The 20,397-nt window shown below is 66.0% G+C and carries 21 protein-coding genes and 1 tRNA gene; 11 read left to right on the top strand and 11 right to left on the bottom strand.

The window, feature by feature from the left end; translation table 11 throughout:
* The first annotated feature begins 20 nt into the window (after positions 1 to 20).
* Both ACZ4EG_RS31330 and ACZ4EG_RS31325 read left to right on the top strand, forming a co-directional pair.
* Complete coding sequence (locus ACZ4EG_RS31330) at positions 21 to 2,732, top strand: hypothetical protein (protein ID WP_467792945.1); 2,712 nt, start codon at positions 21 to 23, stop codon at positions 2,730 to 2,732.
* A 9-nt stretch (positions 2,733 to 2,741) separates the two neighbouring features.
* A complete protein-coding gene (locus tag ACZ4EG_RS31325) occupies positions 2,742 to 2,924 on the top strand; it encodes a hypothetical protein (RefSeq protein ID WP_467792944.1) in 183 nt (60 codons plus the stop codon).
* Positions 2,925 to 3,103: 179 nt separating this feature from the next.
* Here the strand turns inward: ACZ4EG_RS31325 and ACZ4EG_RS31320 are convergent, their stop codons facing one another.
* Positions 3,104 to 3,286: a hypothetical protein gene (locus tag ACZ4EG_RS31320; protein ID WP_467792943.1), complete on the bottom strand. Its 183-nt coding sequence runs from the start codon at positions 3,284 to 3,286 to the stop codon at positions 3,104 to 3,106.
* A 19-nt stretch (positions 3,287 to 3,305) separates the two neighbouring features.
* The gene (locus tag ACZ4EG_RS31315) at positions 3,306 to 4,064 is read right to left on the bottom strand and encodes a GntR family transcriptional regulator (protein WP_467792942.1); all 759 of its coding nucleotides are present in this window, start codon (positions 4,062 to 4,064) and stop codon (positions 3,306 to 3,308) included.
* A 144-nt stretch (positions 4,065 to 4,208) separates the two neighbouring features.
* Between ACZ4EG_RS31315 and ACZ4EG_RS31310 the strand changes: the two genes are divergently transcribed.
* The 4 genes from ACZ4EG_RS31310 (at position 4,209) to ACZ4EG_RS31295 (ending at position 5,640) form a co-directional block, all read left to right on the top strand.
* Positions 4,209 to 4,553: a hypothetical protein gene (locus ACZ4EG_RS31310; RefSeq protein ID WP_467792941.1), complete on the top strand. Its 345-nt coding sequence runs from the start codon at positions 4,209 to 4,211 to the stop codon at positions 4,551 to 4,553.
* The gene (locus ACZ4EG_RS31305; RefSeq protein WP_467792940.1) at positions 4,550 to 4,762 is read left to right on the top strand and encodes a hypothetical protein; all 213 of its coding nucleotides are present in this window, start codon (positions 4,550 to 4,552) and stop codon (positions 4,760 to 4,762) included. The genes ACZ4EG_RS31310 and ACZ4EG_RS31305 overlap by 4 nt, the downstream gene beginning before the upstream one ends.
* A 193-nt stretch (positions 4,763 to 4,955) precedes the next feature.
* Positions 4,956 to 5,210: a DUF397 domain-containing protein gene (locus tag ACZ4EG_RS31300; protein ID WP_467792939.1), complete on the top strand. Its 255-nt coding sequence runs from the start codon at positions 4,956 to 4,958 to the stop codon at positions 5,208 to 5,210.
* Positions 5,211 to 5,271: 61 nt separating this feature from the next.
* Complete coding sequence (locus tag ACZ4EG_RS31295; protein WP_467792938.1) at positions 5,272 to 5,640, top strand: Rossmann-fold NAD(P)-binding domain-containing protein; 369 nt, start codon at positions 5,272 to 5,274, stop codon at positions 5,638 to 5,640.
* A gap of 119 nt (positions 5,641 to 5,759) precedes the next feature.
* Here the strand turns inward: ACZ4EG_RS31295 and ACZ4EG_RS31290 are convergent, their stop codons facing one another.
* The 5 genes from ACZ4EG_RS31290 to ACZ4EG_RS31270 all read right to left on the bottom strand — a co-directional run bounded on the left by ACZ4EG_RS31290 (position 5,760) and on the right by ACZ4EG_RS31270 (position 10,547).
* A complete protein-coding gene (locus ACZ4EG_RS31290; RefSeq protein ID WP_467792937.1) occupies positions 5,760 to 5,978 on the bottom strand; it encodes a helix-turn-helix transcriptional regulator in 219 nt (72 codons plus the stop codon).
* Positions 5,979 to 6,513: 535 nt separating this feature from the next.
* A tRNA-Arg gene (locus tag ACZ4EG_RS31285) sits at positions 6,514 to 6,586 on the bottom strand.
* 231 nt (positions 6,587 to 6,817) lie between these two features.
* A complete protein-coding gene (locus tag ACZ4EG_RS31280; RefSeq protein WP_467792936.1) occupies positions 6,818 to 8,173 on the bottom strand; it encodes a hypothetical protein in 1,356 nt (451 codons plus the stop codon).
* Between the two features lie 140 nt (positions 8,174 to 8,313).
* Positions 8,314 to 9,237, bottom strand: coding sequence for a hypothetical protein (locus ACZ4EG_RS31275; protein WP_467792935.1), 924 nt, complete (start codon positions 9,235 to 9,237; stop codon positions 8,314 to 8,316).
* 242 nt (positions 9,238 to 9,479) lie between these two features.
* On the bottom strand, positions 9,480 to 10,547 hold the full coding sequence (locus ACZ4EG_RS31270) for a hypothetical protein (protein WP_467792934.1): 1,068 nt from the start codon (positions 10,545 to 10,547) through the stop codon (positions 9,480 to 9,482).
* Positions 10,548 to 10,988: 441 nt separating this feature from the next.
* Between ACZ4EG_RS31270 and ACZ4EG_RS31265 the strand changes: the two genes are divergently transcribed.
* The gene (locus ACZ4EG_RS31265) at positions 10,989 to 11,360 is read left to right on the top strand and encodes a helix-turn-helix domain-containing protein (RefSeq protein WP_467792933.1); all 372 of its coding nucleotides are present in this window, start codon (positions 10,989 to 10,991) and stop codon (positions 11,358 to 11,360) included.
* Positions 11,361 to 12,025: 665 nt separating this feature from the next.
* Here the strand turns inward: ACZ4EG_RS31265 and ACZ4EG_RS31260 are convergent.
* The 4 genes from ACZ4EG_RS31260 to queC are packed head-to-tail and all read right to left on the bottom strand — an operon-like array spanning position 12,026 to position 14,496.
* On the bottom strand, positions 12,026 to 12,802 hold the full coding sequence (locus ACZ4EG_RS31260; RefSeq protein WP_467792932.1) for a GTP cyclohydrolase, FolE2/MptA family: 777 nt from the start codon (positions 12,800 to 12,802) through the stop codon (positions 12,026 to 12,028).
* Between the two features lie 4 nt (positions 12,803 to 12,806).
* The gene (gene queD, locus ACZ4EG_RS31255) at positions 12,807 to 13,163 is read right to left on the bottom strand and encodes a 6-carboxytetrahydropterin synthase QueD (RefSeq protein ID WP_467792931.1); all 357 of its coding nucleotides are present in this window, start codon (positions 13,161 to 13,163) and stop codon (positions 12,807 to 12,809) included.
* On the bottom strand, positions 13,163 to 13,798 hold the full coding sequence (gene queE, locus ACZ4EG_RS31250; protein ID WP_467792930.1) for a 7-carboxy-7-deazaguanine synthase: 636 nt from the start codon (positions 13,796 to 13,798) through the stop codon (positions 13,163 to 13,165). Before queE ends, queD begins: the two co-directional genes overlap by 1 nt.
* A gap of 2 nt (positions 13,799 to 13,800) precedes the next feature.
* Entirely contained in the window at positions 13,801 to 14,496 is a 696-nt protein-coding gene (gene queC / locus ACZ4EG_RS31245; protein ID WP_352118977.1) for a 7-cyano-7-deazaguanine synthase QueC, read from the bottom strand.
* A gap of 192 nt (positions 14,497 to 14,688) precedes the next feature.
* Here queC and ACZ4EG_RS31240 point away from each other — a divergent pair, with 192 nt between their 5' ends.
* Genes ACZ4EG_RS31240 through dbpB (ACZ4EG_RS31225) form a run of 4 tightly spaced genes read left to right on the top strand, consistent with a single transcriptional unit; the run spans position 14,689 to position 19,013 of the window.
* Entirely contained in the window at positions 14,689 to 15,516 is an 828-nt protein-coding gene (locus ACZ4EG_RS31240; RefSeq protein WP_467792929.1) for a hypothetical protein, read from the top strand.
* Positions 15,513 to 16,646, top strand: coding sequence for a DGQHR domain-containing protein DpdB (gene dbpB / locus ACZ4EG_RS31235; protein WP_467792928.1), 1,134 nt, complete (start codon positions 15,513 to 15,515; stop codon positions 16,644 to 16,646). Before ACZ4EG_RS31240 ends, dbpB (ACZ4EG_RS31235) begins: the two co-directional genes overlap by 4 nt.
* The gene (gene dpdA / locus ACZ4EG_RS31230) at positions 16,643 to 17,863 is read left to right on the top strand and encodes a tRNA-guanine transglycosylase DpdA (RefSeq protein ID WP_467792927.1); all 1,221 of its coding nucleotides are present in this window, start codon (positions 16,643 to 16,645) and stop codon (positions 17,861 to 17,863) included. Before dbpB (ACZ4EG_RS31235) ends, dpdA begins: the two co-directional genes overlap by 4 nt.
* 46 nt (positions 17,864 to 17,909) lie before the next feature.
* Positions 17,910 to 19,013 carry a DGQHR domain-containing protein DpdB gene (gene dbpB / locus ACZ4EG_RS31225; RefSeq protein ID WP_467792926.1) on the top strand — a complete coding sequence of 368 codons (1,104 nt, stop codon included), beginning with the start codon at positions 17,910 to 17,912 and terminating at the stop codon, positions 19,011 to 19,013.
* Positions 19,014 to 20,397 lie beyond the last annotated feature (1,384 nt).

Genomic DNA, 20,397 nt, shown 5'->3' with positions numbered 1-20,397 from the left:
CGATGCCGTTCCCTGCTGGCGTGCAGACCGTCACCCTCACCTCTGGCGCAAACGGCTACCGCACCCTGGACGGCGAGCCGTATCAGGGGACGCTGCGGCTGACTCCGTCGGTGTCCCGGGTGGTGTCCGCCGAGCACGGGGTAATCGCGCTCGGCCCGGTCAACGTGACCCTCGGCGCCTCCGGCGAGTTCACGGAGACACTCCTCGCCACCGACGCCGAAGGATTCTCCCCGACCGGCTGGACATACCGAGTCGACGAGCAGTTCACGAACGCGCCCGGCCGCGCGTACAGCATTCTCCTGCCAGCCGCGGTGCCGTCGGTTGACCTGCCGTCACTGTCGCCGGTGGAGGCGTCGGACGGGACGGTGACATGGCAGCCTGGGGGCGGGGCGTCCCCGTCGAGTACGGTGACGGCGGAGACTTCGGCAGGGCTGTCCTCCTCGGCAGGATCGAGCGTCACCTACTCGCGCGGTGACCACACGCACGGCACCCCGGGCCTGCCGCCGACAGGCACAACCGCGGGGACCTACGCTGCGGGTAACGACGTCCGTCTCTCGGATGCGCGTACCCCAACGGCTCACGCGGCTTCGCACGCGGCGGCGGGCAGCGACCCGCTCACTTTGTCGCAGTCGCAGATCACGGGCCTGCTGTCGGCGCTGGCCGCACTGCTGCCGCTGTCCGGTGGCACGCTGACCGGTGACCTCGTCGTTGACGGCCACAACCTGACGGTGAAACGTGCGGATGGGACGGGCGCGTACAGGTTGAGGGTGACGGGCGGTGGGTTGGACTTCGAGATCGGCGGTCTTGACGTCTTCCTGTCGACCTGGTCCGGTGCGGACTTCACTGGCACTCAGTCGAACGTGATGCGCCTCGAACCAGCCGGCCCCCATCTGATCGGCCGTGTTCAGATCGGCACCAGCCCCTTCGATGGCGTGCACGACATCGACGCCGGAACCGGTGTCGCGGCGCTGGGGGCGAAGAACGGCCTGCTCAACCTCAGGTTCTGCGGCCGCCGCAGCAGCACCGGGGCGCCGACATCCGGCACGTGGACGACCGGAGACACCGTCCAGGATGCGGCAGGCGCCCTGTGGCTGTGCACCGCGGGCGGGACACCCGGCACATGGTCCGGCCGCAGCTCCAGCCCGTGGGTATTCGACGTCACCGACTCTGCCTACGGCGCGCAGGGCGATGCGCAAGTCGTGGCGGACGGGGCGATGTCCAGCGGCTCGGCGGTGTTGACCAGCGCGACCGCGTCCTTCACCACAGCGGACGTCGGAAAGTCGATCTCTGTGAAGGGTGCTGGCCCGAACGGCGTCACGACCCTGGTCACTACGATTGCGTCCCGGCAGAGCGCAACGCAGGTCACTCTCAGCGCAGCGAACGGGTCCGGGGGGGCCGTGTCGGGCGCGGTGGTCATCTGGGGCACCGACGACACCCCCGCGATCCAGGCCGCGACCGATGCAGCAGAGGCGTACCTGGCTGGCGGGAACACCTACGCACAGGTGTACTTCCCGCCGCGCCCGTACATCGTCGCCGGAGCCCTGAACAACACCAAGAGCGGCAACGGGCAGATCGTTTTCGGCGTGTACCCGACCACCGCAAACAAGCGCATCCTGGAGTTCCGCGGGCAGGGTGACGGCACCGCGGCGGTGCGGCACTGGCAGCAGACCGTCCCCCAGTACGCGGGGTCGTGCCTGATCTCGCTGGGCGTGTACGCATCCACGAGCGCGCAGATCACCAGCATCAACGCGAACGGCAACCCGGGCGTCATCAGCGGTCCCACCGAAGGTCACGGCTACGGCGTGGCCGCGAACTTCAGCAACATCATGCCCGTCATCAAGAACCTGGCGATCCTCACCACCCATAGCTCGTTCGGCCTGACCTACGGGGCCGCGAACCTGTGGGGCTGCGCGAACTGCCACATCGACGATTTCGGGGCGAGCACCGCCGGAACTGTCGCCAGCCCCTCCACCGACTACAGCAGCCCAGGCGTGTTCGGCACCGGACTCAGCATCGGCCTGCTGTTGCCGGCGCCTGGCAACAACGACCACGTCGTCGCCGGGAACGTCAGCATCGGCGGCGGGTACACCTACGCGATGTTCACGACGGAACACGCCCTGGTGCCGCGCTATATGGCTCTGTACTGCTGGGCTGGAGTCGTGATCGTCGGCACCTATGCCGGTTCCGTCGGCAGCGTCCACGCCATGAAAATCATCTCGGCCAGCATTGAGGCGTGTGTGAACGAGGTGTACATCCTCGGTGCGGGCTCCTCGGGGATCGGCCCGTTCATCGACATCGACCAGCTCAGCACCGAGTCGTCCACGCCGAACATCGCCGGCCAGGCGGCGCACATGGCCGCGGCACGTGGCGTCATCCGCTGGACGGGCCTCTTCACCGAGTCCGGGCTGACGCACGACAACCCCACCGGGATCGAGTCGGTCAACGCGCAGGCCATCAGCCCCGTCCGGACTGTCACCGCGACGACCACGGCCCGGCCTATCGACCGGGTCATTAAGGCCGATGCGGCCTTGGGCGGTATCACGGTCAACCTGCCGTCGGCGGCGCCGAACCCAGTGACCTACACGGTCATCAAGTCGGACTCGTCAGGCAACACCGTCACGATCGACCCGTCCGGTGCAGAGACCATCAACGGCGCTGCCACTCGTATCCTGTCCGCGCAGTGGGAGACCGTCACCCTGCGATCCGACGGATCCAACTGGATCGCTATCTAGGAGACTCTGATGCCGAACCGCTGTCCTGCCACCGACACGCTCACCGTTGATGGTGAGCAGCTCGATCTCCGCTGCGTCCACTGGAGTAACGACCCTGACGGCCGCCACGATGGTGACCACCTGGTGCACACGCCGCCTGCCATGGGCGACGACCACACCTGGCCCAACGAGAACCCGCTGCCGGTTGAGTAGGGGATGGCTGGCTGGCTTGCGGGTAGACGAGCAGCATGAGCATCTCTGAGATCGGCTTTGTGCTCCTGGTCGGCATCTTCGTCATGGTGTTGCTGCAGGTCCTCGGCGTCCTGCCGCGCTGAGAGCGGCGGGTCGTCTCCGTTGGCTCTGGCGTTGGATCCGCAGCGCCGCCAGTACGCCTAGGCCGCCTTGACCACCTCGGCGCGTCGGGCCGTCTCCCACCCCACGACAAGCCGCTGATACTCGACCCGCTCCGCATCGGTGAACGGCCGCCCCCAGGCCTGTCTGGCCAGCGCCCGGATCGCCTCATTCCACACCGCAGCAGAGCGCAGAGTGCCGTCAGGCAGAGGAGAGGGGGACATGCTCCAAGCCTAGAGGCGATCAATCGTCGAGGTCGATACGGAAGTCCACCACCGTGGTGTCACCCCGGCGCACGATCGGATACGCCACCTCAACCACGCGCCCATCACCTGCGATGTGCTTCCGCGTGTACCGGATCACCGGAACCGACGGCCCAAGCCGCAGCGTGGCAGCCTCCTCCTCGGTCGGCATGCCCGCAGTGAAACTCTCGTCAACCCAACGGACGTGGATCCCGAGCGTCGCCAGCTGTGCCCGCGTGCCGCCCGGCCACGGCTCGTTGATCGGATCCGCCACCGGGGTTCCGGCCACGTCCGACCAGCGCACATACGACGTGCTCATCTGGGTGGGCTGATCGTTGTCGTAGAACACGAAGTGCCGCGCCAGCAACTGCTCACCGGGCTCAACCTCGAACAGCGCCGCCAACTCGGCGCCCGCCTCCACCTTCTCGAACCGCTTGTCCAGCCGGTACTCCGACCAGCCGATCCCCTGATCCCGCGTGTACGGCGTCGCCTTGGCGCCGGGCGTAGTCCGGTAGCGGTCGGCGGGCAGCCGGTGTACGGGCGGCCGCTTCCTCACGATAGTGCCGGCGCGGGCCCGAGATTCGATGAGCCCTTCCTTGCGGAGCAGGGTGAGGGCGTTGCGGATGGTGGTCTCGGATACGCCGAATTCATCACAGAGTTCAGGGAGGGTGGGGAGCCGGTCACCGGGCCCGAGCGCACCGCCGGGAGCGATGCGGCGCCGCAGGTCGGCGGCGATCCGAAGGTACTCGGGGTGTGCCACGGCGTCTCTCCCACCACTGCTGATCACGTCAATCTGAGTACACATACTGTCGCGCGCCGCTTGACCAGCGCCAATCCCGCCGACATTCTGAGTACAGATAAGCACTACCTGTACTCAGATAGCCACCGGTCGTGAGGGACATCCATGTCCGAAACAGGCAGAACATGGCGCCGCCCCTTCAAGGGCCTACCCGTCGAGGCCGGCGTCGTACGGACATGGACCGCCCAACGAGTCGACCACCCCGACGCCCCCCTCGTAGCCGACGAACTGTTCATCGCCATCCTCGGCTCAGGCGCCCCCGTCATCGAGATGACCCTCTCCACCGCGGACACGCGGCTCCGTATCACCGCCACCGGCACCGCCCGGTTATCCCTCACCCACAGCCACGGACCCGGCTGGCGGCTCGTTGCAGGCCTCGCCCGCACCACCGGCGTCACCCCTGACGAAACCGGCCTGTGGGCCCAACTCGACAGCCAGGAGGGCCAGTGAGCCGCCCTCAACTCCCCGACGCCACCGCCCTCACACGGGCGCAGTACTCCGGCTGGGCATGCGTCTGGTGCCGCAATCCACTGGGCGAGGGAGCCGTGGCCGCGGGCCGGGCGCAGGGGCGGATAGGAGCGCATGACATGAGCGTCGACGTGTACGCCCACCCGGCCTGCCAATCGGCCGCCCGTGGCCGGCAGGAGGGCCGCCGATGATGTGCGCCCGCTGCTCGCGGCCGATCGTGGGCGTACCCGAGCCACACGACCACATGAGCCCGACCGGCCCCGGCCACACGGTCCACGTATGCCCCGACGGCCGATGCACCACCCCACAGACACCCGCCAGGCCGAACAGCCAGGACGGGAAACCAGGCCCTCACGAAGGGCACCGTCAACACAAGGAGACAGCATGTCCCGACGCGACGACGAACTCCGCCTCTACGACCTGCCCCTGAACAGCGTCCGCTGGGCCCGCCCCTGCGGCTGCAACCAGGGCGGCGACGACGACACCGAAACCTGCGTCCAGATCGTCAAGATCCCCGGCGTCGTCGACTCCTTCGCGATCCGCGACAGCAAGGACACCTCGAAGGAACCCCTGAGGTTCACCGGCGAGGAACTCCGCGCGTTCATCGCTGCAGCCCCTGAGATTCTGGGTACGGTCTGACCCCCACCGGCACGACGGGCCGCCCCCGCCGAAATCGGGGGCGGCCCTCACAGGAGCATAAATGCACTGGCACGCCTATAGCTGGACCGGCCACGAGCGGCCGGCCGACCGCGACCGCCGTAACCCTGCGAACGCGGTGCCGCCGCTGGAGGTCGCCGAGTGGCTGCTCAAGCCCGCCCGGAACGTGGTTGCTACGCACCCGGTCTCGGGCGGTGCTGTGGATGCCTACGGGTGGCTCGAAGCGGAGCTGAAGGAGCACCCTCGCAGCCCTCGCGACCTGCCGCCCGAGGTGCAGTTGGAGCATGCCCGGGAGTGTTTGGGGCGCGGGGCGGACGTGGTGTGGGGGTACTACTCCGACAAGGGGCGGTACGTGTCCCGTGCTCTTGTCGTCTGCCCACCGGAGGGGCGGGCGTGCCCATACGGTGAGTGACCCGTTGACTGGCCCCGCTCGTCTGCTTCCCCCGTGGCGGCCGGGCGGGGCCTTCTGCTGGCTGCCGCGACGGACGCACCGTCCTGCCGCGTAGAGCAGGTGTCAGGGCTGAGAGGCCGTCAGCGCACAAGGTCGGAGAGGGGAACTTGGAGGGCGTCAGCAAGCAGGAGCAGGTCGCTGAGGTCCGGGATGCGCTGCGCATACTCCCACCGGTGAATGGTCCGGTGGTCGCGTCCGATCCGTTCGGCTAACTGCATCTGCGTCAGACCGACGTCCAGGCGAGCGTCACGGATGCGGTTCCCGATCTCCCGGCGACGGGCGTGTACCCAGTCGGGCATCGGGTCAAGTGGCACCCGCCAACGCTGTAACGATCTTGTGCTCTTGTCTTTGCCCGGCTGGGCAAATTTAATGATCTCTGGGTGGGGGAACCCGACAACCGTCGCGCCAGCCGAGGCGCGGCACCGAAGCGACCGGACGGGCGTTACGCGTCTCCGCACTCCGGTCGTTAGACGCTAAGGCTTCGGTCAAGGCGTCCCGCCCCAGAGGTATATGCCTCTGGGGCGGTCTACTGTCTTCATGTAAGAGGCCCTCGCTGACATATTCAGCGAGGGCCTCGCCCGTGGGGCCGGCCTCCCCGCCGGACGCCCACAGGACATGAGAGGCGCGTCTCAGGCGCGCGTGGGGAGACGTGCCTGCCCCTCTCACGAGCAGCCACTTTACGTGGTCGTTGAACCTTGTCCAGTCCCCCGAATGGGTGAGGCTCGGCAAGATCCCGTGGGGATGTGGACTCTTTGTGGACTCCGATCATGGGACGGGCCTCCCGTTCGAATTGAACGAGAGGCCCGCACTAGCTCTGACCTGCTACGCAGGTTGTGCCCCCGGCAGGATTCGAACCTGCGACACCCGCTTTAGGAGAGCGGTGCTCTATCCCCTGAGCTACGAAGGCGGGGATGTGTGGGCAAAGGTGTTGGAGATCCGCCCGTACCGGGTGGATCTCGCCCCTGAGAGGCCCCAGACATCCAAGGGTGCCCCACCGGAGCGGTGCACCGCCCACAGTCTAGCGGTTGTCGGCCGCCCACTGGGGCGCGTCCTGTGCCGCCTGTGCGACTGCGCACCGAGCGCCCTGTGCCGGCCGGGGGTCTGCACTTGTGGCCAGGTACGTCGACCCGTCGTGCGCTCATTTGGTTCGGCGGCTGATCCCGAGGGCCACGGAGTTCTTCGCCCACGCGTACCCGATGTAGATGAGCAGGGCACCGTCAGCCCCGTAGGCAGGGACCCGGCGGAGGCGATGCGTTTCATCCAGGGTGGCGAAAACGGATTCACTGTCCTGGCGGAATCCGAGGAGGCGATCTCCGGCTTCCGTGTTCGGTGGAATGATTCGAATGTGCTCGGCTCTGTTGAATCTCATGCGCTTCGTCCTTGGATCCAACGCTTGATCCTCGCGGGTCTCGTACACCGGCATTCTTTCTACATGCGGGCCGTTTCGGCAGAGAATCTCCAAGATGTGGTAGAAGCGGCTTTCCTCTCCGCTTCTGTACTCGACCTCTCGAACGGGGATCGGGTCGTAGAGGGTCTTTCCCTCGACAGTGATCAAGCGAACGCAGGCGCGTCCTTCGGCCGCGTAGACGTCGTGGGTGCACCCGGCGGATTTATAGCGGTACTTCTTCAGGGGCTGGGGCTTGAGTCCGTCGTACTGGCGAGTGAAGACCGACAAGCCTGCTCTGATCAGTGGAGCTCGGTGCATGCCGCGCCAGGCTTTGTCGTAGACCACCGTGTGGTTTCCTGGCGCGCGTGTGTGGATCTCCAGGGCAAGACGGAGCGCGACCTTGGCTTCTTCCTGCCGGTCTGGGTCCAGTTCCTTGGACTGGTGCCGTGCGGTGTCCGCGTTGAGAATGATCCGGCTGTGCGGCGAGCATTCGTCGCGGACCGAGAATGAGACGAGTTTGTTTCCGTAGATTTCTCGGTCGCCGCCTTCCAGCTGGATTGTGGCGTCCGGGTCGACTCGGTGATGCTGTAGTTCCCCGGTCTTCTCGTCGATGGTGTATTCCTCGGTCTGGTCCGAGGCCGGCCGTACGACAGTGCCGTCACCAGTGATGACTTGGCTGCGGTGGGGGCGGACCAGGGTGCCTCGCCGTTTCCGCGCGAGCATTCCCTGCGCGAGAGCTTGCTTGATCCAGGCGTCACGGCTGGCCTCTCGCAGTTCGTGGAGGCTGTCGAGCATTTTGGGCCTGAAGTCGTTCCAGTGGTGCCGCCCGGGACCGGTCTCGGGCAGGCCGTCCGCTGCGGCGTCACCGCGATGCTGTCGGACGCCCTCACGGACGGTTTTCCACATGTGCTCGTGCTGGAAGTTGGCGCAGGCCATCTCGGCGGTTTCGAAGATCGAGATCGAGGCTAGAAGGATCAGGTAGATAAACGGGGGGTACGCCGGGCGACGACCCCGGGTGCCTGGGGTGCGTCCGGGGAAGATCTGGTCGGCCACGTCGTAAAGGTCGGGGTTGGCGACGAGGAGTTCGAGGCGCTCGATCTCGGGCAAGGAGCGGGCGGGAGGTCCAGGAGGTTCGGGGCGGCTGAGACTGAAGACGTCTCTGGGAACGGGGCCCATGACGTAGTCCGGCTTTCGCTTGGCCTTCGCCTTGGGCTTGGAGGCAGGGGTGCGCCGCCTCGGTGCCCCCATCAGTCTTCCTTCCCTGACGGCCGCCAGTCGTAGCCGGCGAGCTTGGCGGCGCCGTCCAGCGAGGCGAGACCGAGGCGCAGCGCGACCTCGGCGATCTGCCCGGTCTCCGCATGGATCTTGGCAGCCAGCCAGCTGGAGACGTCCCGAGGCGTGGCGGATCGGCCTTCAGGGGCGATTCCGCTGGCGCGTACGACCTCGCCGAAGGTGGTGCAGATGCTGGACTGCAGCCGGTGGGCGGGAGCGGTGCCGTTCGTGGTGAGTGTCTGGGGGCAGTCGGAGCCGGACTGCTGCTGGACGTACTCGGCGCGGAGGCGGAGGACTTCCCGGTTCCAGGGATCATCGAGCGGGCAGTAGCGAGCAGTGATCCGGGCTGCGCCCACGGCCCAGACCCGCTCGTGGTCGAGATCCAGATCGGTGGCACCGGTCAGGCCGATCTCGCCGGTGTGGAGACCGGACAACAGCAAGCCGAGCACGGCGGCGTGCCTGGTCTGCGGCATCCCTCGCTCGGCGTAGAAGCGTAGTTGGTCGATATCGGTATCGGTGAGGATGCCGGTGGGTCGCGGTTGTGAGCGGGGGATCGGCGGGAGGTCCAAGAGCGGTGCTTGAGTGGTCAGCCCGATTCTGCGGGCCTCCGCGAAAAAGGCGTCGGCCGATGACCGGCGAACTCGGCGGGTGTTGTCGGCCGGGCAGGTGACCAACCGCCCGTGACGGTCGTGCCCGGGCGCGTCAATGAAGGCTTGGGCAACAGTGTCGGTGACGTCATCGAGGTGATCGAGGCCGAGCGCCAGGGCGAAACGAAGAAGCCTTTCCGTGTTGGTGATGTAGGAGTCCGCCGTCTGCGGCCTGAGTGTGCCGCGGGCAACCTTCTCCTGCCACTGCTGGGCGACCTGACGAAGCGCCGCCCGCAAAGTGACCCTACGCACGACGGCCTCCCCACGGGCAGAGCTGGCCTGGCTGGCGGGGGAGTGTGACCTGGGGAATCAGCGAAACGTATGAAGCACGGCGCGCTGGCACGCTACCGTGGCTGGTGGCTCTCGCTCTGTGTGAGGGCACGCCAAAGCCCCCCTTCCTCGCGGTTCGCGCCGCGATAAGGCCTACGGGGTGAAGGTGGCGGGTCCGGAGAGGCGTGATCCTTAGCCGGGGAAGCGCATCTCCGGACCCGAACTCATGGCTGGGGGGTCGACTGGCGGCTCCTCATCGCGGGGACGACTGCGGACATCTCTCTGCTGGATGCGTAGACGGTGAGCCAGGTCTTCAAGCTCACCCGCCCTAGGTCCGACAGATGCAGGGGCTGATCGAGTTCAACGGTGGGAGCACCGGTGTTGGCCCGAGCGCAAGCGCGTGCCTCGGCGAGGATGCTCAGAACGCCGTGGAGCTGCTGATGCAATTTCGCAGCCTCATCCGGCGTCATATAGCGGACGTACCTGAGCCAGAGCGGGTCAGCGAGGAGTTCGGCCGGGTCGTCCTCGTAGACCGGGACAGCGTGGGCGTCCTCTGCATCTCTGGTACCGCGCGGAGGTTCCTCGGCTGAGGGGGTCTGAACATCCTCGGTATCGAGGTCTCGGTCCGCAGGAGGTTCCGCCGCCTGGACGTGCTCCTCGCCGTCGGGGTGCGACGAACCGCCTTTCCGTGAGGCGCCTGCGTGGCCTTTCTGTTGTGCCTCTTCATCCCCTGGCCGGGAACTGGCCGAGTTCTCAGGAGGATGGGGTGCCGCGTCTTCGAACCAGCTCACGAACCCGTCGGGCTCCTCGATCAGAAGGCCGGACAAGACCATCAGCTCCATGAGCTTGTCGACCGACCGGCGGTGAGTGGCCCCGCCCCCAGCGAGCATCATGAAGCGGGCGTGCAAGCCGTCGCGCAGTCCAGGGCCCGGGGTGAGCCTGTTCCGCGCGCTCTTGGTGAACCACGTCTGATTCCATGCCTTGCGCAGTGCCACCTTGCCGAGTTCGGCGTCCTTCGCCCATTCCTCTGCCACCCGAATCGCCGAGCGTGTGGCGAGGTACATGCCCCTGCCCGGAGCATCGGTGACAAGCCCGCAGTACTCGAAGAAGGCCATCGTGAGGCCGACGCGCCCAGCATCCAGCCCGAGCTTCGCCTTCACATCGTGCACCGAGAACGGCTGAGGCAGGATACCGACCGTGTAGGCGATGGAGATCTGCTCCGACGCGACCACCCGGTACGTGGGCAATTCCCGCAACGGCGCGGTTGTCGCTGTCGATCGCTGACCCGGCATTGCCCCTCCTGTGGCCTCTGCGCACAGATGGGCGCCTGGGCAGCGTAGGGCAGGGCAGTGCAGTGATGCAGGGGAATCGACCACATTGCAGTGCAGAGCAACTCGCAAGTCCGGCAAGGGGGTTGCCCACGTGCGGCCCCTTGCTGGCTCACGCGACATCGAACGCACATGGCGACGGGTGAATCCCGCACGTGGGTGCCCTGGCAGAAGCCGACTGCGGCGGTTGCGCGGTCGCCTCGGCAAGCCATGCGAGTTGCTCTGCGACGGTTCTGCAGGCTTTTGCATAGCAGGGCCCCCAGGGGCATCTCGAGCGGATCGTTGCACCGTTCGCCGTCCGGATTCATGCGCGTCTTCCCGGGAAATTACACTCCGTTACTTGCTATACAAGTAGCATGTAGGGGCTTGAGGCGCATCCGGGGCTGCCTCGGTCACACTTATGCGGTGCCTGGAGGAATCAGACGTGCCAAGAAGCCGAGCAGTTTCGTCATCGACGGCGACTGGCCGCACGCCGTGATGGAGCCGCATCGAGGCGCACTCGTCGCGCAGGCCATAGCCCGCAAGCTCGCCGAGGCGATGACGGAGCAGGGAATCAGCGCCAATGCCCTCGCGAAGAAGAGCGGTGTCAACCGACAGGTCATCACGAACGTGCTCAACGGCACCGTCTGGCCCGACATACTGACGGTCGTGGACCTTGAGGGTGCGCTGGGCATTGTGCTCTGGCCCGACCACACGCAGTGGAAGATCCCTGAGCCGGGTCATTCGGGCGATCGTGTTGCCTCAGATGGAGAAGCTTCGGGGTCGAGCGGCGGGTGAAGCGCCTGAGGCGCAGCGTCGCCCGCCGCATCGGCGCTGGCGTTCCGCTGCCGCCGGTGTCTGCCCGGGACTGTTCGTCGATGCCGGACTTGTCCCGGGGGCGTTGTGGCGCGTACTTCCTGGAGAACGCAACGCAGTGCGGGGTCCGAACGCCGGCGACGGCTGGAACCGTCGCTCGACGCCCTGCTGCACGCGTACACCCCCCGGAGGACGTCAGGGCGGCAGCCGCTCGGCGGATCAGATCACTTGCCTGAAAGAGCAACGAGCGCTGTCCCCCGTTCGCGGTGGACAGCGGCAGGTCTGCCTATAGCCCACTGGGAGCCGCCGAGCAGGTAAGCGAAGGCGATGACAAATGATGCTCCTGGCCGGGCGGGAGCACGCCACCATCGCATTCGGTGGAAGCACCGCCCTTGCCAGCTGGCAGACCAGCCAAGCGCCTGGTGTCCGTCGGTCGTCCTGCCGCGTTCGTGTGCCACACACGGCACGCGGCAGGACGTGAGGGGGCCGCGCATGCTCGGGCGCTCGAGGGACGCTGCTCAGGCTGGATTCGTGCACGGCGGTTGGTTCTCGCCTTGGCGGTGGCCGGACCGTTGGTTGGGGCGACCCGGACGGGGAGTCGCCGCGTTGATCGCTTTGTGGTGGTGGCCGGAGCCGCCGGTGGCCGGTCAGAAGTGGTTGTAGGTGAGGGTGGCGATGGCGTCGTGGCTGTGGATGCTTTCCAGGTTCGTCGCGCGGATGGCGTGCGTAAGGCCCTTTTGTCGGCAGATGAGACTTATGTCCCGGATGATGTCTTCGACGAAGACGGGGTGGTCATAGGCCTGCATGGTTACGACGCGTTCGTCGGGGCGTTTGATAAGAGGGATGACCGGGGCGGAGCCAGCGCTGCGCAGCAGGGCGACCATCTCGTGGAGGTGCAGGGGGTAGGGGGTGTCGGCGGTGCCGGTGACCTCGAGGGTGATCTCGCTGCGCTGATTGTGGGCGCCGTAGTCGGAGATGGCTTTGGAGCAGGGGCACAGGCTGGTGACATGGCTGGTCACAGCCGTCGTGACGGTGCATCCAGAGTCATCGATGCGGCCGGTAACCGTGAGGTCATGGGTTTGCCAGGACTCTTGGCCACTGGCGGGAGCGGTGACAACGGTGGCGACGGGCAGCGTGCACGTGAGCGTGAGAGCCGGGGCGTCCAGCAGGGTCAGCCCGCGCTTGAGGGCGATGGGCAACTCCTGCGGGGTGAGGGTGGCTACGTCCTCGTGGATGAGGGCGATCATGCGGCTCATGTGGGTGCCGCGCCGGTCGGCCTGCAGGCGGACGGTGACGGCGATGTCGGCGATGCCGTGCTGGCGGGTGTGGCCGTCGTCGAAGGTGAGGGGGTAGCGCAGGCCGCTGATGCCGACCTCGTCGATAGGGATGCCGCGGCCGTCGGGCTCGTTTTGAATGTCGTGCATGCCCTCACTCGCCTCGGTAGGTGCAACCGGAAGTGCAAGTTTCGCGCACGGTGATCGCGGACAAGCTGGGAAGCTCGGTGATCATCCGGTCCCAGATCCAGCGGGCCAGGTTCTCGCTGGTGGGGTTGTCGAGGCCTTCGATGTCGTTCAGGTAGTAATGGTCGAGTTGTGCATCAATTGACTTAAATGCGCGCTTAATGTCGCCGAAGTCCATTACCCAGCCCGCCTCCACGTCGACGGGCGCTTCCACGTGCACAGTGACCTTGTAGGAGTGGCCGTGCAGGCGGGCGCACTTGTGGCCCTCCGGCACGCGCGGCAGGCGGTGGGCTGCCTCGAAGGCGAACTCGCGAAAGATTTCCATTACTGAATTCCCAGATACTTGTGCGTCTGGAGGGAAAGCGTCCAGCGCGGGTTCTTCATGCAGTACTCGACGACGGCGCGAGTGTGGGCCTCGCGGTCGGCATCATCCAGCGGTTGCAGCCTAAAGTGGCGAAAGTCCAGCCCCTCGAACTGGGCGGGGTCGCCGCCAGCCTGAGGGTAGACGAGTTTGAGTTCGTCGCCGCTCGTGAGGACCAGGGTGGAGCCGATCTTCGGGCTGACGCACAGCCAGTCGATGCCGCGGGGGGCCGGGCGGGTGCCGTTGGTTTCCACGGCGATCTCGAAGCCGCGCTCATGGAGGGCGTCGATGGCGGCCTCGTCCAGTTGCAGCAGCGGTTCTCCGCCCGTGCACACAACGAACCGGTGGGCTTGATCGGCGGTGGGCCAGGCGGCCTCGACGGCTTCGGCCAACTCCTGCGCCGTGCGGAAGCGGCCGCCGCCTTCGCCGTCGGTGCCGACGAAGTCGGTGTCACAAAACTGGCAAATGGCACGGGCGCGGTCGCGTTCCCGGCCGGTCCACAGGTTGCAACGGGAAAACCGGCAAAAGACCGCGGGGCGGCCAGCGTGGCCGCCTTCTCCCTGCAGCGTGTAGAAGATTTCTTTGATCAGGTAGGTCATGTTCAGGCGTTCTGGTACCGGACGGGGTCCTTGACGCCAGCCTCAGCGAAGCCCTTCAGCCGCAGCAGGCAGGTGTCGCACCGGCCGCAAGCCCGCCCCTGCTCGTCGGGGTCGTAGCAGGAGGAGGTGAGGGAGTAGTCCACGCCCAGACGCAGGCCCTCGCGGACGATGTCGGCCTTGGACAGGGCGATCAGGGGAGAGTGCAGCGTGATCTTGGAGGTGCCTTCGACGCCGGCTCGGGTTGCGAGGTTGGCCATGGTGGCGAAGGCCTCCATGTACTCGGGGCGGCAGTCGGGATAGCCGCTGTAGTCCACCGCCGTGACCCCGGTGAAGATGTCGCTGGCGCCGACAGTCTCGGCAAACGCCAACGCGAACGACAGGAAGATCGTGTTGCGGGCTGGCACGTAGGTGATCGGTACCCCCGCATCCTCCACGTCGGTGAGGGACTCGTGCTTGGGCACTTCGATGTCGGCCGTCAGGGCAGAGCCGCCGAAGACCCGCAGATCGATGTCGGCGATGACGTGCCGGGCCACCCCCTGGACCTCTGCGACGCGCTGCGCCGCCTCCAACTCGATGGAGTGTCGCTGCCCGTAGCGGAAGCTGAGCGCATAGGGAGTGAAGCCCTGGTCCTTGGCGATGGCCAGCACCGTGGTCGAGTCCAGGCCGCCGCTCAGCAACACGATCGCGGGACGGTCCATGCTGTCACTCCCTAACCTAAGGTCCAGTTGCCTCCGTTGAGACAGGTGCAGCCTACCCTCTTAACTACCGGCTACAGTAATCACAACAAGAATCGAGTTACGGAAGCCAGAGGTCGATCCGCAGTGAACGAGTTGCCCATCGTGGTCACGTGCACAGACCGGAAGACCTCACCCCCCGAACCCGGCCTACGCGTGCGTGAACTGCCCGCCACGGACATCCGGCAACGCGCCGCGGAATGGGCACGCCGTCTGCACGCCGCACCAGGCCGGCGGACCGCTTTGGGGGAGCTGTACCAGGGCGACCAATGGCGTCGCGCCGCGGCCCTCACGAAAGCTGCATCCCAGGCAGGGTTTGCGCCTCGCCTGTACGTGGCCTCGGCTGGCCTGGGCCTGCAACCAGTCTCCAGCCTTGCCCCGTCCTATGCGGCCACTTTCATGCCTCGCCATGCGGATTCCGTGGCATCCTCCAGCGCACAGGCAGCCCAGTGGTGGGATCATCTGCAGCGCATGGACGCCAGCCGTCATCTTCCCCAGATCGCGGCAGTTGCCGGACAGGCTCTGGTGGTGCTGTCCGAGGCCTATGCCCAGGCCATGTACAACGACCTTGCCTCGCTGGCGTCTACCGGATCCGACGTAGTGCTGATCGGCGGCGCCAGCGATCTGGACGGGATCGTGCGCATGCCGGCCAACGCCGCCCTTAGGCAGGCTCTAGGCGGAACGCTGACCAGTTTGAACGTCCGCATGGCGGCCTCCTGGCTTGAGCACTGCACGCCGGGTCACCTCATCACGGCAGCTGCCAAGGAGCGTTGGAGCACATGGGCGTCCCAGGCAGCCCGCCCGGAACGCTATGCCCGCCGGCCGATGTCGGACCCGGCCGTGATCGACTTCATCAAAGAGATGAAGGACCGCTACCCCGACTACTCGCGCACACGCCTGCTGCGCCTGCTGAGAGATAAGGGGATGGCCTGTGAGCAGAAGCGCTTCGCAGACCTGTATACCTCAACGATTGGCCCTCGATGACCTCCATTGTGCTTAAGCGCCGGGCCCTGCGGATCGAGCAGCACCCCACGATCCCCCTGTATGTGTTCACCCTGGCGGCAGAAGAGGTGCATCAGGTTGCCGACGTGGCACGGATCTCTCGGGACGAGGCCGGCAAACTGATCGGCTACCAGCGGCCCGAGAAGAAGCAGCACGTACGCCAGATCCTCGATTACCTCGACGGGGAAGAGGTGCTTTTTCCCAACGGGCTGATCCTGGCGCTGCCTTCGAGCGTGCGGTTCAAGTCCAGCCCGGGCCCGGGCAGCAGCGACGGCCTGTGTACGTCGGGCACCCTGGAGATCCCCCTGCCCGATTCCCCCGACGCCCCGCGGCCCGCCTGGATCGTCGATGGCCAGCAGCGCAGCCTCGCACTGGCCCGCACCCGTAACACCCGCCTGGCCGTGACCATTGCCGGATTTGTTGCCGAAGACCTGGAAACCCAACGAGACCAGTTTCTGCGCGTGAACACGGTCTCTCCGCTGCCCACCAACCTGGTCACCGAACTCCTCCCGGAAGTCGGCACGGCCCTGCCCACCAAACTTTCCGCCCGCAAGCTCCCCTCCGTCCTGGTCGAAGCCCTCAACCACGACAAGGACTCACCGTTCAGGGGCTTGGTGCGCCGCCCCTCCACCACGGCAGAGCAGAAAGCGGACGCCGTCGTCACGGACAACAGCCTCACCACGGCCATCCAGGAATCTCTCAACTCCCCTTCAGGCGTCTTCTTCCCGTATAAGAATCTGTCCAACGGCACCGTCGACACAGCCACCATCCGCCAGATCCTCGTCATCTACTGGAGTGCCGTGCGTGACACCTTTCCCGCTGCGTGGGGGCTCCCGCCGACCCGGTCCCGGTTGATGCACGGCGTGGGCATCCGCTCCATGGGACGCCTCATGGACCGGGTGATGATGGCCATCGACCCCGCCTCCTCCCGTGCCGTGGAGCAGGCGCAGGCCGAACTCGCCCTGATCGCCCCTCATTGCCGCTGGACCCAGGGACGCTGGCCCGACCTGAACATCCCCTGGAACGAACTCCAGAACAACCCGCGCCACATCAGCACCCTGTCGAACTACCTCCTCCGTATCTATGTGCAGGAAAAGGCAAAAGCCGCGTGAAATTCTATTTCCCTGACAGCCAGGACCTGGTGAGCCCCACCTACGACTTCATCAACGACGAGTACTCGCCCTACCGAGTGCGACAGCGTGATGATGTCTACGCCCACCAGGCCGTGACGCCGATCCCCTACGAAGGGATCCTCGTCAGTAAGGCGGTTGTCGACGGATCCATGAAGGGTGCAGGGAAATACTCTGCCCCACAGCGCGAGCGACTCTACCGCCTGGGCGTGAGGAACTTCTTCCGTCTTCCCGGCATCTGCTCTACGATCGGTGACTGCGGTGCCTTCAACTACATCGACGAAGAACGCCCACCGTACGAAGTGGAAGAAGTCCTAGACTTCTACGGCCGCTGCGGATTCGACGCAGGCATCAGCATCGACCACATCATTTTCGGATACATCCCGGAAGAGTCCGACGCGGAACCCGAGCCGGCGTGGTTGGAGCGCCAGCAGATCTCCCTCGAACTCGCCGAGGACTTCATCACCGCAACCCGCGCGCAGGGCGCCCGCTTTGAACCTGTTGGCGCTGCCCAGGGATGGGGACCCGACAGCTACGCCCACAGCGTCGCGGAGCTGCAGAAGATGGGATATCGGCGCATCGCCCTTGGCGGCATGGTCCCACTGAAGTCCCACGAGATCCTGGCTTGCCTGCGCGCCATCGACGAAGTGCGCACCTCCGAAACCGGACTGCACCTGCTCGGCATCAACCGTGTCGAAAGCATGGAGCAGTTCGCCCGCCACGGCGTGACAAGCTTCGACAGCACCTCCGCCTTCCGTCAAGCCTTCATGGACGACCGCAACAACTACCACACGGCCACCGATTCCTACACCGCCATCCGCGTACCCCAGGTCGACGGAAACCCTGCCCTGAAGCGCCTCATTCTCTCCGGCCACGTCTCCCAGGCCGAGGCCATCGTCGCCGAACGCTCATGCCTACGCGCGCTGCGTGAATTCGACCAGGAAGAAACAGCACTCGAAGAAGTCATGAGTGCCCTCGCAACCTATGAAGCCCTCGTACTCGGCCCGAAAAAGAAAAGCTACCTCGAGTTCTACGAACGCACCCTGAGCGACGCCCCCTGGCGCAGTTGCCCTTGCGCCCTGTGCAAGAAACACGGTATCGAAATCGCTATATTCCGCGGCAGTGAACGGAACAAGCGACGCGGATTCCATAATCTCACCGTACTCGAAGCCAAGATGAGACAACTCACCTTCGCATAAACTCGCCCCCCTCTAGCTTTTCTTTCAAACCCTGCCAGGAGATGTGATGGCCGACCGATACGAGTTGAGGCTTCCCGCACTTGAAGTGCGCCAAGGCAACCGGAAAATTTACTGCTTTGCCGTCGACGGGAAGAAACTCCACAGCTTCGCCGCCGTCTCCCGCGTCCGCCGCAATGACACCAGCGAACTGCAGGGATACCAGCGGCCCGAGGTCCTCAGCCACATCCGCGGCATCCGCCGCTACCTCGAGTCCGAGCGCGCCATGCTCCCCAACGCGCTCGTCCTGGCCTTCGACGACACCGTCCGGTTCGAAACCGGTATCCGCCCGAATGCCGGCGTGGACTACTCAGTCCCCGGAGTTCTGGTGATCCCGGTCGACGAATCCCTCACCGACGAGGACAAGCCCGCCCTAATCGTGGATGGCCAGCAGCGCAGCGCCGCCATCCGCGACGCGGACCTGGCCGAATTCCCCGTCGCCGCAGTCGGGTTCATCGCCGACAATCAAGAAGACCAGCGCTCCCAGTTCATCCTGGTCAACTCCACCAAGCCGTTGCCCAAGGGCCTCATCCACGAGCTGCTGCCGGAAACCAGCGGCCACCTCCCCCCTGCCTACGCCCGCAAGCGTCTGCCGGCCCAGTTGATGACCCGCCTCAACACCGACGGCCAGGGCCCCTTCTACGGCCGAATCGCCAGCCCTACCTCCCCGCACGGCAATATCAAGGACACCAGCCTGCTGCGCATGCTGGAACACAGCCTCTTCGAAGGCGCCCTCTACCAGTACCGCAACCCCGAGGACGGCTCCGGCGACGTCGAGCGCATGCTGGAGCACCTGCGCGCGTATTGGAACATCGTGAAGGAAACCTTCAGCGACGCTTGGAAACTTCCGCCTCGCCAGTCTCGCCTCACCCACGGTGTCGGCATCCAGGCCATGGGCTTCGTCATGGACACCCTCACCGACGGAATGCCCGCCAAAGACGTCGACTGCGACCAGGTCCGCAACGCTGTCCTGAGCCTCATGCCGGTGACCGCCTGGACCTCAGGCATGTGGCGCTTCGCCGACGGCGAGCAGCGCCGCTGGAACGGGCTGCAAAACACCCCCAACGACATCCGCCTGCTTACGGACCTGCTGGTACGTGCCGTCCGCAACTGACCTTGCACACCCGTTCACCGTGCCCTGGCTCCGGGCGCGGTGATCCCGGATCTCGCCTGTCGGCCAACCTTTTGCACCATCCGATGGAGGCCCGCACTCGGCAGTAGCACGAAGGGCTGCTGCCGCGTATACCCTGCCCACCGGGGTGCTGGCATTGGGACCGTGACGATCGGTGCGGTGCCAGCGTCGTGCCTGGCTGGCACGGCGCTCCAGGCACGTACAACCGAAGCGGAGCGGGGAGACGCTCGGCCGCCGGAGCGCGAGCGAGACGTGCGAGGAGGCAGGGAAGTTCCTTGCAACACACCTGCCCACGCGGGGTGGCAGCACGGCTGCGTCGAGATGTGCCCTCGTCTGGGACGGTGAGACCGGCTTGACCAGGTAAGGCTGTCTGCCGCCGAGCCCCGAGAGTCCACGCCAAGGCAGCCGAAGCGCTGGCAAGAAGAAGGCGGTCGCCTTGCGCGTTGCCGCCACCGACCTACAGCAGACAGGGCACCATCGGCCGTCTGGCGGCAGGCGCACCGCGCAGCGAATTTTCAGTTCTGCCCACGGTCAGCGCCAACGCTGGTGGGATGCAGGGACGAGCGAGCATCACCATCCTGCAGCGAATGCTGCCCCTCCCACACCAGCAGGACAAGGTAGGCGCAAGCCCTAGGAACAGGTTTTCTTCATCGCACCGTTGGCCAGTGACGCAGTCGGCGCAATGCACCGATCTCCCCATGTCGTTGGCCGTCGAGCGCGCAGCGCCCGAGTCGCCCCGCTGTCACGTCGAACACCCACCTGCACTTGCCGACTTGAATGGCTGCATCGGGCTTGATCGGCCCAGCCCGAACCTCCTCCCGAGCGGCTCCGCCGACACACTGCTTCGGTCGGAAACAGCCGATCGCCTTGCACGTACCTCGTGGATCGACTATTCCATGGACCGTGAACGGCACGATCACCGCCAACGTGTGCTGTACACCCCGTAGGGGGCAGGGCCGGGCAAGTCGATACGCGGCCGCGGTGACGTAGAGCGGGGCAGGGGGAGCTTCCATCATGGTGTACGGCGTTTTTCCATCGCGGTGCCGCAGCAGCCCGGTACACCCAGGCGGAGGCACTGTCAGTGGCCCCGTTTACGCTGCAACCAGCTGGATGTGAGCACCTTGTGAAGGAAGTGCAATGCCGACGCTGAGCGTGGGGGATTTGGTCTTCTTTGCTGCTTATCGGGGGTTCGGGCGGGTCGTCTCGCGCAAGGGGAAGAGCGCAGCATTCGTTCGCCGTGAAGTGATATCGGAATCCGTGCTACAGGCGCAGCGCACAGCTGCGCAGGTCCATGCCCCGACGCGTCGGCCGGCCGGTTGCCCAGCCTGCGAGCGCGGTGCTCTGCGTCGACAGTCAGCGCCGTGCA

The sequence above is a fragment of the Streptomyces sp. NPDC025638 genome (assembly GCF_055558775.1).
Note: the sequence above shows the minus strand (reverse complement) of the source record. Positions and strands in the feature narration are given on the sequence as shown.